Genomic DNA, 15,136 nt, shown 5'->3' with positions numbered 1-15,136 from the left:
AGAAGGTTAGCACCAGCCTTTTGGAAAAGTAACAGCCTCTGTTGTGCAAATCAGGGATGTGGTATACAAATGACGTGCCCCGCATCCCTGACAGCGTCACCTTGCTCGGATAGGGAAAGAAAAATATGTCAAAGATACTAATTGTAGATGATGAACCCGAAGTCACTCGACTGCTCAGGGCATATCTTGAGAAAGCGCGTTTCAAAGTTTCGATCGCGCACAACGGACAGACAGCCTTGCAGATCCTTCGTTCCGAACATCCCGACCTACTTGTGTTGGATCTTGGACTCCCGGACCTGGATGGACGCGAAATCACGCAGCGCGTCCGTCATGACCCCACGCTGGCTTCACTTCCGATCATCATGCTCACTGCCCGCGTGGAGGATAGCGACAAGATCACAGGATTGGAACTCGGCGCGGATGATTACATCACCAAGCCTTTCAACCCGAATGAAGTTGTTGCCCGCGTCCGCTCCCAGCTGCGCCGCATACGGCTGGACCATGCGCCGGATACGCACCATCTGAATGTCGGCAATCTGGAGTTGGACCTTCACACTCGGCAATTGTTTGTCAACGCTCAGCCGGTCTACCTGACGGTGACAGAGTTTGAACTATTGCGATTATTCATGGAAGACCCGGGGCATGCCTTCACGCGTGAACAATTGCTGGAGAAGGCAATGGGGTATTCTTACGAGGGTGCTGGGCGGACATTAGACACCCATATCAAAAACCTGCGCGCCAAGATCGAACCCGATCTAAAGAATCCAACATACATTCAAACCGTCTTTCGCGTCGGCTATCGCTTCGTTAAAACCACAGAGGAGAAGCCATGAAAAAGATGTGGGTGCGATTGAGCCTGGCTTTCAGCCTGGTGATGATGCTTGCTACTTTTCTGCCGATAATCGGATTGTTCGTAGTGGGTTCGGAAATGACGGCATCCCAGCAAGCCATCCCCGAAAAATCTTCAACGTCTGCTCAAGTGGAAAATCCAGAACAATATTCACCGTGGGGTTTTGTGGTGACGTCCAACAACAGAGTTTATCCGATGGCGTCAATCCTTTTTTCGCTTGTCAGCGCCAACCTTTTGATCGGAATCACAGCCGGGCTGTGGGTGAGCCGAAGTATCAGCAAACCTGCCTCGCGCCTGGTTTCTGCCGTGCAAGCGATTAGCAAACAGAATTTGAGTCAACGCGTTCCCGAACAGGGCAGCCAGGAACTGGTTGACCTGGCGCGCGCTTTTAATCAAATGGCAGGGAATTTGGAAACTGCGGAGAAAGTTCGCCACAACCTGCTTGCCGATGTCACTCACGAACTGCGCACACCGCTCACTGTCTTGCAGGGGAATCTCAAAGCAATGCTCGACGGTGTTTACTCTGTCAACGAGGATGAGATCAAATCGCTGTACGCGCAGGCGGAACACCTGGGACAACTCGCCAACGACCTGCACCTGCTGGCGCTGGTGGAGGCGGGTCAATTACCGAACAACCCTCAGGCTGTGATTCTGCCCGCGTTGGTGAAACAGGTGGCGGGTGGTTTCGATGCGGTTGCCGCCGAGAAGGAAATCCAGGTCACATTCGAATCCGATGGGGAGGATTTTGTGTTTGAGGTTGATCCCCGTCATATTCAACAGATATTGGATAACCTGTTGTCCAACGCGATCAAACACACGCCGCGCGGCGGAAAAATTTCTGTCGGTTTGAAATGCACATCGGAAGGTATTTATCTTTCCGTAGCGGATACGGGTCAGGGCATTCCCGCGAACGAATTGCCGTTCATCTTCGATCGCTTCTACCGTAGGAGTGAATCGCGCCGGCGCGATGCGGGAGGCAGCGGGTTAGGGTTGGCAATAACAAAGAAAATCATTGAAGGATTGCACGGCTCCATCGAAGTTCAGAGCGAGCCAGGAAAAGGCAGCATGTTCACTGTTCACCTTCCAGTTGTTTCCATCGAGACGAAAAAAGAAACAAAATCATGACTGTACACATATTTGTATCTCTCATCACGCTTGGATTGCTATCTTGGAATTTATACAACCTAAACATATCGATCCGATCACAACGTCTTGCATCGTGGCTGCCTCTTGCGGCGATGCTGCCGTTGTTGATCATTATGAGCTATGGTCCGTTCGTGCCGCTATCCCATTTTGTGTTTGAAGTCACCAGCGATAATGTTCTGTGGTTTGTTATCGTATACGGCATCCTTTGGATGCTGACAGCATATTTTTTGTGGCGCTACAAAACCGCGGGAGCCAACCAGACATTTCTAGTAGCCTACTCCATATTATGGAGCATTCTGGGCTTCTGGTATTACCTTGGAATTACGTTGAGCCAATATGAACCTGGGGTGGCAACACCAGGCGTTATGGACGCTCCCATTTATATGATTCACTGGGCGAGTATCCATTTCGCCACCCTTCTTGTTCTCGCATTACTGCAATTCAGTTCCGAACCTCGTCGCAGTTGGATGCGAACGATCGCTTTTTGGATATTATGCGCGCTCTACCTGCTTTTTACACTCACACAGAAATTTTGGTGAAAAGGGAAAGAAGAAGCTGTCGCCATGTAAGTCAAAATAGATCGGGGCTGATCCAGTTTTTCACGGCTCTGGTTGTCGAGAGCATTCGCAGCGACCACCCATCCCATGACTTTTTCGTGAATCGTTATCGCCGTGGCAGGGAAATGTACGTCAATCAATTCCTTAAACTGAACAAAACCAAAATTCGTCCGAATATTGACCCAAATCAATTGGCAGCCATTATTATGACAGTCATGGATGGCTTGCAAATCCAATGGTTGCTTGACCCCAAAAAGGTGAACATGGTGGCAACGTTCAGATTGTTTTCAAAGATAGTGGTTGAATATCTGGAAAGGTAACTTCGATACAAATGGATTGTCTTTTTCTCCTAAAATATCGCGAATCCTGTCTTGGTCAGGACCATCTTGCACAGACCCTCTTGCCACTGAGCCACAGAGTCACAGAGCTTTTGCAGCGCTTTTCTCCGTGTCTCAGTGACTCTGTGGCTAATGACAGTGTGCAACCTGATATTGACCAGCACAAAATATCGCGAATCCACAGATCAGACTGCATTTATAACTGCAGTCTGATCTGTCCAGAGTGGTATATATCATATATACGGGTATAAATTCCGTAGGCGGCACGTAGACGTCACGTAGGCGGCAAGAACTGCTTAAAATAAGACAACGAAAAACACCCAGCAAATGCTGGGTGTTTTTGAGTAAATATTGTCAACCGGTTATTCCTGAACATTATCCATCGCGCCAAAGATAGCATCGGCACGATAGATTTGGTTACGGGCATTCCCAGTGACTTCACGCAAAATGCCGGCATTGGCAAGTTTTTCAATATATTGTCTGGCGGTTTTGAACGGCATGCCTACGTTTTCTGCCAGTTGTTTTGTGGAAAGAATGGGCCTAGCAAATAGGAAGTCCAACACCGCTCCCATACGCTCCGAGTTACGATCTGATTTCACCAGCGGCTCATATTTTGTACGTATTGCTTCCAGCTGCTGCATGCGCGCCAAGCTATCCTGCGCCTGTGAACTGACTCCACGCAGAAAAAAGCGCAGCCAAACCTCCCAGTCACCGCGTTGGGATACAGCCAGAAGATTGTCGTAATATTCCTGGCGATAACGTTCGAAGTAAACGCTCAGGTTAAGTAATGGCTGAGGCAAGATATTCCATTCAGTAAAAAGCAGAGCCATAAGCAGGCGCCCCACCCGGCCATTACCATCCAGAAATGGATGAAGGGCTTCAAACTGGTAATGAATCATCGCCGCCCGCGCCAGGACCGGTACGTCAGTGCCCAGATGGATGAACTTCTCCAAATCACTCAATGCCTGATTCATCTCATCCACTGGCGGGGGAACATAGGTGGCAGTCATAATCGTACTACCAGCTGGTCCAATCCAGTTTTGGGTGCGTCGAAATTCACCTGGCGTCAGGTTTCCACCACGTACGCCATGCATCAATTTCTCGTGAATTTCACGGATCAAACGAAGGCTGATCGGTAAAGTCTTCAATCGTTCCAACCCGTAATCTAAGGCTGTCACGTAATTATGAACCTCGCGCACATCATCTCCTGACTCAAGAAAGGATAACTGGGCAGATTCATAAGTATAGAGTTCCGCCAATGTGGCGCGTGTACCTTCGATGCGTGAAGAAAGTACGGCTTCGCGGCGCATAAAAGGTTGAATCAGTAAGCGTGGAAAGGGAAACGCACCGGTCAGCGCAGCCAGACGGCTTAAGTCACGTTCTGCTTCAGACAATGCGGTAATTAACTGCAGAGACCAGATCAACTTGGGAGGTAGGGGTGCTGGAATAAAAGCATGGTAACCATTTTGAGTTAGGATAACCTGTCCAGCTTCGGGTGAACGAAAATCATTAGGATTCATCGCGCTATATCCAGGAGATATCGTAAATAACTGCGTTTATAATAACACTTAAGCCAAAAAATGTAAATTACGGAGCATTTTATTTACACTTTGATATCATAGCGTGAACATAATCATGCCAGCGTGGCATATATCCATGTATACAGGTATATGTTTCGCAGACGGGCGTAGGCGGCGGAGAATTCTCCGCCGCTTTTTATGCTTCAGCATTACCATTATTATGATCTCAAATTTATTGCCAAACTCAAGTTTGTACAAATATGCAACAAAATTGCATATTTGTACAACTAGTATCATAATTGAAATACCTATAACCATCATCTGCTCAGCGGAGTATTTTTATGATCGAAAGAACTTTGGAAACCAAGCTCATTGCGCCTGCAAAGAAATTCCAAGTCATCACCCTCACAGGACCTCGCCAGTCAGGCAAGACCACCCTCGTTCGGGCTACCTTTCCCGCCTTGCCTTATGTGTCTTTGGAAGAGCCTGACATCCGCCAGATTGCGCTGACCGATGCGCGTGGTTTTCTCGCAAATTATCCGAACGGGGCAATTTTGGATGAAATCCAAAATACTCCAGATTTGTTTTCCCATATTCAAAAGCTGGTGGATGAGAACCAAAAAATTCAATTCATCTTGACCGGTTCATCAAATTTTCTGTTGATGGAGAAAATCAGTCAAACGCTGGCAGGACGCACCTCAGTATTGCATTTACTCCCACTTTCCTTTGCAGGACTGAAGCCAGAGGTAGTTCAATACGAAAGTCTGATTTTCAAAGGTTAATATCCACGCATTTACGATCGTGACATTGATCCCTCCGATTTTTATCCGGCTTATATCCAAACCCATGTTGAGAAAGATGTACGCTTGATAAAAAATATCGGAGATATCAATGCTTTTATTCAATTCACACAGTTATGCGCCGGACGCATCGGGCAACTGCTCAACTATGCCAGTCTGGCTAGTGACGCAGGAATCAGCCCAAACACAGCCAAAGCCTGGCTCTCCATCTTGGAGAGTTCCTACATCTTATTTCGTCTGCAACCCTATCATCGTAACTTCAACAAGCGACTGGTTAAATCACCCAAGTTATATTTTTACGATACAGGTGTTGCCTGTTCACTACTTGGCATTCGTGAGGAAAGTCAAGTCAACCTACACTATTTGAAGGGTGGACTTTTCGAGAATCTGATCATCAGTGAGTTTATTAAGCGCAACTTCCATCGTGGTGAGAATCGCCTGCCGTATTTTTGGCAGGATAACCATGGTAAAGAGATTGACTGCCTGTTGGTGGATGGCGAAAAAATCACACCGGTTGAGATCAAATCCGGTAAAACGATGTCCACCAGTTACTTTGACAATCTTCAATATTGGTAACAACTGACAGCTGGTCCGGAAGCTCAAGGCTATGTGGTATATGGGGGAGAACAGTCGATAAAGAACAGATTTGGTGCATTGATCAGTTGGCGACAAGTGGAGAATATTCCAGATTGATGGGTTTCTTTGGCAGATTGTCTCAACCCTCATAAACGATCATGCCCCTTTCCCCTGCTTTCAATGCCGGGGAGCTTTTTTGCCAAAATGTAGTCTGAATCATTACAACCCCGTACAGATCGATTCATAAATACTGCAAAGAGCTTTATCCCAACTTCCTCATCTTGGCAAGTTCACTCCAATTGTTCCATTTATGCGGAAATTAACAACACTGTCCATGAGTTTGCTACGTTTGTCTTAAATTTTCGTCAAAGGTCTTGACAAATCATACCCGCGTCAGTAAAATTAGAACATGCGTTCTAAAATTACGACATCTGGACGTATTACCGTCCTACTTGGCAAACATCAGGCAGCAACGGGTGAGCGCATGTCCCCGCGTAAACTGGCAGAGAAAGCAGGCGTGCCAAAAGATTTCGTCTATCGCCTCGATTCAGGCACAGCCCGCCACGTAGACATCGACGCTCTTGCCCGTCTGTGCGCCACCCTCAATTGCGAATTGCAAGATATTCTCGTTTGGGAGTCTGAACGTGCCGAATCCGTTTGACATCCTCCCGCTCAACCTCTTCAACCTTTTCACCACCCAGGGCTTTGCCAGCCTCCAACGGCACTACATGGCAATCCTCATCCGCATTTACGGCCTCGCAGAATTCAACCGTTTCGGTCTGGCGCGGGAAACAGTCATCGCCGAGATTATGGATTATTTGCGGGAGGCGGGAACAAACGCCGAAGATGAGATCAAGGTGGAAATGGTGAATCAGACCTCCCCTGAGCCTGATCCGCCTTCTTTAATGGGATCCAAGCCTGAGCAGTACTACGCGTCCTACCTCATCCGCCGCCTAGCTGAATCAGGCTGGATCGAACGCGAACAACATGCCGACTACTCCGAAACCATCATCCTACCAGATTATGCCTTCACCCTGCTCGAAGCCTTCCGCTCCATCCAGGAACAAAAGCCACGCGAATTCAAGGGGCAGCTTTACGCCGCGCATCAACTCATTACATCTGCCAAAACGCACAAGGATTTTTCGCCAACACTCGCCGTCTCACAAACCTACGAGAATATCCGTCAGGTTGTGCGTGGACTCAACGAGCTGAACCAAAACATCCGCCGCTATGTGGAACGAGCCACGAAGCAAATGGAGGTCGCCGATCTTCTGCGCCTGCAATTCAACGATTACACCCGAACACTGGGTCCTGCCTATCACGCCTTGAAAACATCTGACCATGTTTCGCGTTACCGCCGCGACATCGTTAACCAAATTCGGGAATGGCTGGTGGATGACGACTGGCTCTCCCACACTGCCGAAGAACTTGCAGCACAAAGCCGCCTCTCGCCCGCACAAGCCGAGCACGAAATCACACAGTCTCTGTTATTTATCGTTCACCAACTCGAAGGGCTGGACCCACTACTTGCCGATATTGATGAGCGCCACGCACAATATCTGCGCACCTCCTTTCGCCAGATCCGCTACAAGTTGGGCAATGCCGACGGCAACTTCAAAGACAGACTTGTTTCACTGGCACAGCATTTCTCTGCTCTCCGTGACGAAGGGCTGGAAGACCTCCCCGAAGACGCTCCACGCACCATCCAACAGCCTGTCCGCGTCCCCGATCTGAAAAGTTTCTACACCCCGCCCCAGCGACGCGCCCCCTTCACTCCAGACTCCATCATTGTGCCTGTTCTTCACCCCGACGACTTTACCGCTCTCCATGCCTTGACCATGCAGGATGTGGTCCAGGCTTTTTCGCCAGAAAAAGTCAACCGCAAGGTTCTTGGCTTTTTCAACGGGCACAAACGCATGTCCATTACCGAAATCCCCATACGTGACGACCTGCACTGGCTCACTACCATCATTGCCTACGCCCATCATCCCCAAGTCAGTTATGGACTTGAAGTGAGTGAGGGCGAAGCGGTGAAGGTTGGACAATATCGAGTTGTACCATTCGATTTGGTAAAACTCTGAAAACATATAGACAGGTACACACGTAAACACCCAACGGAACACGTAACACACAACATGTCTTTTCACTCAACACAATTCTGGAAATCACTATGACTCTCACAAAAGAAAATCCACTCCAGGACATCCCGGAAAAATCCCGCCGCGACTTCCCACGCATCGTCAATCGCCTGCTTGGGCAAACTTTTCTCTACCAGGATGTGGATGGGGACAAGGACGATTATTACTTTGTCCATCGCCACCGCGCCATTTTCGAATCCGTTCTGGCATTGACCGGTTTCAACCTCCTGCACGACGATTATCACCGCATCTTTCAAGTCGTCTCCGAATACAGCTACAGCCGTGCCCGCTATAAATTGGATGAATCGTTGATGATCGTTGTCCTTCGCAAACTGTATGAAGACAAGACCGAACATCTCAGCCTCGCCAGCGACCCTGTTGTCACCATTGGCGAATTGCGCGAAGAGTACCGCACCATTACAAGCAAGGAACGCGACCTCGCCATAGGACAATATGAAACTCTTCTGCGCCGCTTGCGCGCCATCGGACTCATTGACACCATTGATGGACGAAGCATAGACGTGCGCGACGCTGAAGCCCGTCTGCGGCTACGCGGTTCCGTCCGTCTCATTCTCCCTGTCCAATCTGCCACCGAACTGGAAGCATGGCTGAGGAAGTATCGGGCAGGGAATGATGAATCTGAAAATGAAGAAGAGTAAAACATCATGAAACTCTTAACCCGCATCCGTCTCATCAACTGGCATCTCTTTAAAAACACCACCATTGACTGCCAGGGCACCACATACTTCATCGGTATAAACGGCGCGGGCAAATCTACAGTCCTCGATGCCGTGCAGTTTGCCCTCGTCGGCGGGCAACGCGATGTGCGTTTCAACCAAGCTGCGCTTAGCGGCGGCAAGCGAACTCTCGCAAGTTACGTGCGCGGCGAACTCGGCACGGAAGGGCAGCGCTATTTGCGCGGCGATGCGACAGGCGTGGTTGCACTCGAATTTAAAAACCCCGATGGAACGTTCTTCGCACACGGCGCGGTAATTGACGCTTATGAAGATGGGCGCAATCCCGATGTGATGTATTTCATCGTCCACAACGCCGCGCTCAACGACAACTGGTTCTTCAAAGCCCCTGGTCAACTCTTCGACACACGCGCCTTCAAACGCCACCTAGAAAATTTCGCCTTGCCGCCCACAGCCAGCGCCCGCGTCTTCACCCGCCTCGAAGATTATCGAGTTCACCTGCTCAACCGTCTCGGTCAACTCAAAGATACTTTCCCCGCCAAGATCGTCAAGGGACTTGCGTTCAGCCCACTCACCGACATCCGCTCCTTTGTCCACAATTATCTGCTCGACGAAAACCTGCTGGATGTCAAAACCCTGCAAGCCCAACTCGAAACTTTGCGCCATTTTGAATCGCTTGCCGCCGATGTCCGTGAGCGCATTGATTTCCTCACGCGCATCGAAGACCTCGATAAGGAACGCCTTGCCAATCGCCGCCGCCGCATCACCAACACATACGTCGCCCGCCGCGCCCAGGCGGATGTTTTTCTGGATGAACTGAAGACACGCCGCCTCGAATTGGACTCCGCCAAACTGGAATTTCACCGCGACGAGATACAGCGCGACAACCTCACCCGAAGCCTGCGCTTTGCCCAAGCGGCATTGACCGACGCTGAAATCGCTCTCCGCACCGACCAAACCGCCCAGCGCGAAAAAGAACTGCGTGACAAAATCACCGCACTCACCGCGGAACTGACTCTCCTCACCCAACGTCAAACCGACTTCGACCGCTCCCTCGCCGCCGAACTGACTGACGCAAAAAAAATAAAAAAACTCCTCACCGTTGACAAACTTGAGGTTCCTTCTTCCCTTGCCACATTCCTAACGAATTACGAATCACGCAACACACAACACGCAATACGAGAATTGCAAGAATCTCTCGCCACACTCTCTCAAACATATTCCCGCGAACAAACCCTTCTGAGCGAGCAAGCCACACAACTAAAAGCCGAAGCCGAAAAACTTGATGATGAAATCCGCAAACTCCGTACAGGCGACCGCGAAACGTCAGTAAAAGTCGAAGTGCCGTACTCCGCCCGATTGCGTGAAATTTTGCGCGCCGAACTCGGACTCGGCGCAAACGAAGTCACATACCTCTGCGACATTCTCCAAATCCCCGACCCCGAATGGCAAAACGCCATCGAAGGCATTCTTGGCTTCAATCGTTTTGTACTGCTTGTCCCGCCCGCCCATTACGACGCCGCCATGCAAATCTACCGCAAACACAAAGACACCATTCACGGCGCAACCCTGCTCGACACCGAATCTATCCTCCAACAAAAAACGGAACATGCACCACGCAACTCAGATTCCCTCGCCTCCGAAATTCAAACTGACCTTCCTGCCGCTCGCGCTTTCATCAATATTATTTTAGGGAACTACGTGAAGTGTTCCAACATCGAACAACTCCGCAATCATCGTACCGCCATCACCCGCGAATGTTTCATCCGCCGCAATTTCACCGACAGCCATCTCAACCCTCAGGTATATCGTCGCTGGTTTATTGGGGAGCGCGCCGCGCCGCGTCAAATTGAACAACGCGAGACTCGCATCAAAGAAATTGCCAGTGAACTGACTCAATTCAACAAACGCGAAACCGCCCTATGCGAACGCCTCGCTCTCAGCCGTGACAAAATCCGTCCGCTTATCGACCTCGAACACGCCCTCGCATCCACCGCCATTCTCCCCGAACGCAACACACAACACGCAGCACTCACCAGGGAACTGGCCGCGCTTGACACCCGTACCGTAGAAACCCTCAAAGCGGACGTGGAAAAGCATCAACACGAGCGTGACCAGTTACAAAGTGAAGTCGCAACCCTTGAGCGGAGACTGGGAAGTCTCGAAGAGAAGATAAAACAAATCGAAACAGAATCAATTCCAGGCTTGGAAAGAAGCTCAGACGAATCCATCCAAAGCGCAGATTCATTTCTCATCCAAGAAAATGCGGATGACGAAACCAAATCCGAAGTCCAAAAAGAATATGAACGCAGACGCGAACGTCAACCGCTCGAAGTGATTTTGCAAAATGCCAGCCGCTACGAAAACGACTATCAGACTGCCGAACAGCGCTCGCGTGATCGTCTACGTGAAGCCAAACAAGCCTACTCGCTGCGCTACGACTTTGGCACCGACGATATGGATGATGCAACACGCTACACAGCCGAAAAAGATAAGCTTGTCAATTCCGAGTTGCCCAACTACGAAAACCAAATTGCGCACCAGCGCGGACTTGCCGAGCAGGAACTCGTTGAAAACTTCATCCATCGCCTGCGCGAACAAATTGAAGATGCCCGCCAGCAACTCGCTTTTCTGAATGGCACGCTTGCCAACCTGCGCTTCGGCGGCGAACGCTTTGAATTTATCAACCAGCCCGCGCCTGCCCTCCGCCAGGTCTTTGACATGGTCATGGACAGCCAGCAGATCATGGGCGATTCTCTTTTCGATTCGGACTTTCGCCAGAAACATCAACAAGGTTGGGATCTGCTCTTCGAGCGCCTCACCAGCGCACACGATGATGGGAACGCCGAACTGCGCGAATTGCAGGATTATCGCAACTACCTGCAATACGACATCCGCATTCACTACCCCAATGGTGACCGTGCTCTTTTGAGCCATATCAACGCCAAGAAAAGCGGCGGCGAGACCACCACGCCCTTTTATGTGGCAATGGCGGCTTCGTTCGCCCAAGCATATCGTCTGAATCAAGTGCGCCCATCCGACACTATTCGCCTCGCTCTTTTTGACGAAGCCTTCGGCAAAATGGATACAGCTCGGACTGCCTCTGCCCTGCACTTCATGCGCGAAGCGGGATTGCAAGTCCTGCTCGCCACTCCGCCCGACAAATCAGGCTCGCTCCTTCCTTACGTGGATAGTGTCTGCACCGTTGTCCGCAAAAACAACTCATCCTTCGTCATCGAAATTGACAAGAGTGAGATGATGGAGAAATTGGAAAGTCAATGATAGTGATGGTTGTGTCCAAACGATGTTGTATCGAACCCCGTGTTGGGTCTACTCCGCTTCGCTGCGGGATGATATGTTTCGTTTGCTGATTGAAGATCATGGAGATTTCCTTTACCCCTTCACCCGACGTAAGTGTCGCACTGAACGCGTTGCTTGACATTCTTGAACGCCGCCACGGAACACGCAATGCGCAACAGCGAAGCATAAAAGTCACCTTCGCCTCTCTTTCCCTCCCAGGTTATTTTTCACAAGCAAACCCTGAGCCGCGGCTCATTTCAAATGAACAATTCAGCCTTCTCGAAAAGCATGGGCTGCTTCAACTCACCTGGATTCCAGGTGAAACAGGTCATTTGCTTCAATCCATAACCCTTCCGAAAACAAAAGATGGAATACGCGCCACTGAGATTTTCCAGATCCTCTCGCGTACACCGATCGCCAATAACCGCTCCCGCCTCGAAAGCCTTCTTCTCGCCGATAAATTCCGCTTTCAGGATGATTGGCGCGCCCATGCAATTTCCTACATCTTGAACCAGATCAAAGCCGAAAAATCACCTGCCCCATTCAGCCTTGTCGACTCAGACCTAAACTCTGACCTGCTCGCCGCTCTACAAGCTGTGCCTACGCTGATAGCGGAAACCCCCTTCCGTGTCTTTAGCGTGCGTGTTTTTAATGACAGCAAGCGATTTGAAATAATCAAGAATCAATTCGTCGCACTTGCCCGTATAGGCAACGCTGAGTGGAAACGGATTCCCGCTGAAGAAGTTCTGCGTGAATTGAACCTCGTTGCTAACCCGAATTACATCCACTTCTCGGGCAATTGGCAATTCGCCACCGATAACGGTGAGATTCTAAACCTGAGTGGCTTCACCCCATCCATGGGCTTCCCTGCCGCGCAAACATCCACTCTTCAATCTGTCCGCGCCGATTCCGTCCTGTGCATCGAAAACCTCACTACCTTCCATCAATACAATCAAGCGGGGCACACAAGACGAACCACGAAACACGCCCTTCTTTGCATTTACGGCAACCCCTCCCCTGCTATTCGACGCGTCTTGCGCCTGCTTCGGGAAACCACATCCATTTACCTCTGGTCCGATTTGGACTACGGCGGATTCAACATTCTTAGTCAACTTCGCCGAACTGTTAATGAACACATCCAACCTTTTTTGATGGATATTGAAACCCTCGAATCCAATATCCCCCGCGCCCGGCCGCTCACTGCATCTGATCGCACGAACCTCAAACGCTTGCTTCTGCGTCCAGACTTGCGTGACGTTCGCCACATCATCGAACATCTGCTCAAACGAGGCTTGAAACTGGAACAGGAAGGCGTGGAGAACTTCTAAATGTTCTGGCAAGGAAGCACTCCGTTTTTCCAACAGAAATGCCTGAAATCGGTAAAACAGCAAAGTCTACAACTCGATCAGAATCTGTCCTGTGGAGTACATATCATGTGTACGGATATAAGTTCAGGCCCACGGTTGCGTAAGCGACTAAAGCAAACTGCTATTCGACATTTAGATCCGGAACTCGAGTTTAGACAAAATTAGGGCGGTTCTGCCCTATTTTTTGTCTAAACTCGAGCTCTAAGGATCCCCACGAAAATCAATTCGATATTTTCCTAACAACCAAGATGGTGCTGCTTTCTCCCATTCCCCCGTTCTTAACAATGGGACAAATTTTGAGTCATTACCATAAACCAAGACTTCAGCGGTCAGAATGTCGCCCTCATACTCAACACCGCCAGTTCGGTTATCTGACCTCGTTTTATATTGGGGTGTGCAAACAATCAAGACAAAATCATTTTCTCTAACAGATCGCTCCATATATTCGGGCAAATGTCCACCAGGTGCTACACCCCAACGATCAAGAGTTACATCCACACCATCACCGCGCAAACACGTGGCGAAATCTTTTACCCACTTTTTGTGAGAATCATCATCCCATGAGTACGATAGAAAAACTTTAGGTGTCCTAGGTTCCGCCATCTCTATTCCCTCCTCATGTAGGGTTAAATAATTATACGCCACTATAGAAAATTAATTGGGTGATCGGCGGCGGCGAGTCTGGTCCCTGCGCAAGACCATCCTGCAGGAATGGGTCACGGAGATTCGGGAGTCGGTGCCTGAGAGCCAAGGTCCCGTTTTTCTTCAAGCAATGGGGCGGGGTACAAAAGAAGCGAGCGGGGCGCACGCTCGAAGGTCGCGCCTGGGATGAGATGCCAAGGAATTTGGTAAAGGCTTAATCTTTACCACGAAGGACACAAAGTACACTAAGTTTAAAAGCTAACGGCGCATCCACTCACTGATGCGCCGCTCTGATTATAATTGCCGGACTCTGATTTTTACGGTGTCACCTGTCCGTTCGGCGACGAGAATAAAAGGCGGCGTCACTTCGGGAGCATTATCTCGAATCGCTTCTAATGTTTGTATCGTGAAATCCGCTCGAATGTGACCAGGGTGAAGATAAATGATCCCTGTAAAGTGTGCGCCGAAGGCAGCCATCCCGCCAAAGTCGCTGTCATGAGTCAAAACCACCCGGTTGGATTCAGTTGCCTGTTGCAGCACTTCCGTGTCTGGAAGTCCGAATTTTCCTTGCTCTGAAACAGAGTCAACATTCAACCTAATTTTGCGCAGAAACGCAATTACGTCCGGGTGAACATTCTCATCCGCCAGCAATGGGAAATCAAGAGCCTTCACGCCCCTACCTTCACATCCAGCAAAATTTCATTTTTCACAGATTGCGCGGCATATTTCAAGGCTTCTTCCAAGGCTTCGGCTGTCAGCTGTGGGTATGATTTGAGCACATCCTCTTTAGTCGCGCCGCTGGCAAAGAGCTCAAGGATAAACTCAATGCTCAAACGCGTGCCAGTGATGTGAGGCTTGCCACTCAAAATTTCAGGGTTATAAGCAATATGATTAAACATGGTCTGACTCCTGAACAGTATTGCTATTATAACGCTCAATCCCTACAGTGCTGATCCCAACGCAAGACCGGTCATGCAGGAATGGGTCACGGATATTCTGGATCAGTGCTTGAGAGCCAAAGTTCCATTTTTCTTCAAGCAATGGGGCGGCGTACTGAAGAAGAGGGCGGGTCGCACGCTCGAAGGAAGAACTTGGGATGAGATGCCGATGAGGATGAATTTGGTGAAAGCGTAAACACAAGACCCATTAGAGAACTGGCTGGTATTCTTATACTTTCGTGACTTTCGCCCGGGATTTCTCCAGCCTT

Annotated in this window: 16 protein-coding genes and 1 pseudogene; 13 read left to right on the top strand and 4 right to left on the bottom strand. The window is 49.7% G+C overall.

Annotation, left to right across the window (positions count from 1 at the left end; translation table 11 throughout):
• Positions 1-125: 125 nt before the first annotated feature.
• From AC14M5_RS03885 to AC14M5_RS03870, 4 genes are read left to right on the top strand one after another with little or no spacing between them, the layout of a single operon-like run.
• A complete protein-coding gene (locus AC14M5_RS03885; RefSeq protein ID WP_484028318.1) occupies positions 126-833 on the top strand; it encodes a response regulator transcription factor in 708 nt (235 codons plus the stop codon).
• Entirely contained in the window at positions 830-1,975 is a 1,146-nt protein-coding gene (locus AC14M5_RS03880; protein ID WP_484028317.1) for a sensor histidine kinase, read from the top strand. The genes AC14M5_RS03885 and AC14M5_RS03880 overlap by 4 nt, the downstream gene beginning before the upstream one ends.
• Positions 1,972-2,535: a hypothetical protein gene (locus AC14M5_RS03875; RefSeq protein ID WP_484028316.1), complete on the top strand. Its 564-nt coding sequence runs from the start codon at positions 1,972-1,974 to the stop codon at positions 2,533-2,535. The genes AC14M5_RS03880 and AC14M5_RS03875 overlap by 4 nt, the downstream gene beginning before the upstream one ends.
• Positions 2,490-2,873: a TetR family transcriptional regulator C-terminal domain-containing protein gene (locus AC14M5_RS03870; protein ID WP_484028315.1), complete on the top strand. Its 384-nt coding sequence runs from the start codon at positions 2,490-2,492 to the stop codon at positions 2,871-2,873. Before AC14M5_RS03875 ends, AC14M5_RS03870 begins: the two co-directional genes overlap by 46 nt.
• Positions 2,874-3,253: 380 nt before the next feature.
• On the opposite strand, the gene AC14M5_RS03865 is transcribed toward AC14M5_RS03870, so the two are convergent.
• The gene (locus AC14M5_RS03865; protein ID WP_484028314.1) at positions 3,254-4,411 is read right to left on the bottom strand and encodes a Fic family protein; all 1,158 of its coding nucleotides are present in this window, start codon (positions 4,409-4,411) and stop codon (positions 3,254-3,256) included.
• A gap of 341 nt (positions 4,412-4,752) precedes the next feature.
• On the opposite strand from AC14M5_RS03865, the gene AC14M5_RS03860 reads away from it, so the two are divergent.
• From AC14M5_RS03860 to AC14M5_RS03830, 7 genes are all read left to right on the top strand, one after another.
• Positions 4,753-5,193 carry an ATP-binding protein gene (locus AC14M5_RS03860; protein ID WP_484028313.1) on the top strand — a complete coding sequence of 147 codons (441 nt, stop codon included), beginning with the start codon at positions 4,753-4,755 and terminating at the stop codon, positions 5,191-5,193.
• 9 nt (positions 5,194-5,202) lie between these two features.
• A complete protein-coding gene (locus AC14M5_RS03855) occupies positions 5,203-5,787 on the top strand; it encodes a DUF4143 domain-containing protein (protein ID WP_484028334.1) in 585 nt (194 codons plus the stop codon).
• A 409-nt stretch (positions 5,788-6,196) separates the two neighbouring features.
• Positions 6,197-6,448 (top strand): helix-turn-helix domain-containing protein, encoded by a 252-nt coding sequence (locus tag AC14M5_RS03850; protein ID WP_484028312.1) that lies wholly within the window; start codon positions 6,197-6,199, stop codon positions 6,446-6,448.
• Entirely contained in the window at positions 6,432-7,868 is a 1,437-nt protein-coding gene (locus AC14M5_RS03845; RefSeq protein WP_484028311.1) for a Wadjet anti-phage system protein JetA family protein, read from the top strand. The genes AC14M5_RS03850 and AC14M5_RS03845 overlap by 17 nt, the downstream gene beginning before the upstream one ends.
• Before the next feature lie 89 nt (positions 7,869-7,957).
• Positions 7,958-8,584, top strand: a complete 627-nt coding sequence (locus tag AC14M5_RS03840; RefSeq protein ID WP_484028310.1) for a DUF4194 domain-containing protein — start codon at positions 7,958-7,960, stop codon at positions 8,582-8,584.
• Positions 8,585-8,590: 6 nt separating this feature from the next.
• Complete coding sequence (locus AC14M5_RS03835; RefSeq protein ID WP_484028309.1) at positions 8,591-11,902, top strand: ATP-binding protein; 3,312 nt, start codon at positions 8,591-8,593, stop codon at positions 11,900-11,902.
• A 98-nt stretch (positions 11,903-12,000) separates the two neighbouring features.
• Positions 12,001-13,248 (top strand): Wadjet anti-phage system protein JetD domain-containing protein, encoded by a 1,248-nt coding sequence (locus AC14M5_RS03830; RefSeq protein ID WP_484028308.1) that lies wholly within the window; start codon positions 12,001-12,003, stop codon positions 13,246-13,248.
• A gap of 240 nt (positions 13,249-13,488) precedes the next feature.
• Here the strand turns inward: AC14M5_RS03830 and AC14M5_RS03825 are convergent, their stop codons facing one another.
• A complete protein-coding gene (locus AC14M5_RS03825; protein ID WP_484028307.1) occupies positions 13,489-13,890 on the bottom strand; it encodes a toll/interleukin-1 receptor domain-containing protein in 402 nt (133 codons plus the stop codon).
• 59 nt (positions 13,891-13,949) lie between these two features.
• On the opposite strand from AC14M5_RS03825, the gene AC14M5_RS03820 reads away from it, so the two are divergent.
• Positions 13,950-14,147, top strand: a complete 198-nt coding sequence (locus tag AC14M5_RS03820) for a DUF5131 family protein (RefSeq protein WP_484028306.1) — start codon at positions 13,950-13,952, stop codon at positions 14,145-14,147.
• Positions 14,148-14,223: 76 nt separating this feature from the next.
• On the opposite strand, the gene AC14M5_RS03815 is transcribed toward AC14M5_RS03820, so the two are convergent.
• Positions 14,224-14,601, bottom strand: coding sequence for a DUF5615 family PIN-like protein (locus AC14M5_RS03815; RefSeq protein ID WP_484028305.1), 378 nt, complete (start codon positions 14,599-14,601; stop codon positions 14,224-14,226).
• A complete protein-coding gene (locus AC14M5_RS03810) occupies positions 14,598-14,828 on the bottom strand; it encodes a DUF433 domain-containing protein (protein ID WP_484028304.1) in 231 nt (76 codons plus the stop codon). The genes AC14M5_RS03815 and AC14M5_RS03810 overlap by 4 nt, the downstream gene beginning before the upstream one ends.
• Positions 14,829-14,883: 55 nt before the next feature.
• Here AC14M5_RS03810 and AC14M5_RS03805 point away from each other — a divergent pair.
• A pseudogene (locus tag AC14M5_RS03805) lies at positions 14,884-15,063 on the top strand (DUF5131 family protein); the annotation flags it as partial.
• Positions 15,064-15,136 lie beyond the last annotated feature (73 nt).

The sequence above is a fragment of the Candidatus Villigracilis sp. genome, from assembly GCF_057083605.1.
This window is presented reverse-complemented; position numbering and strand designations above follow the sequence as displayed.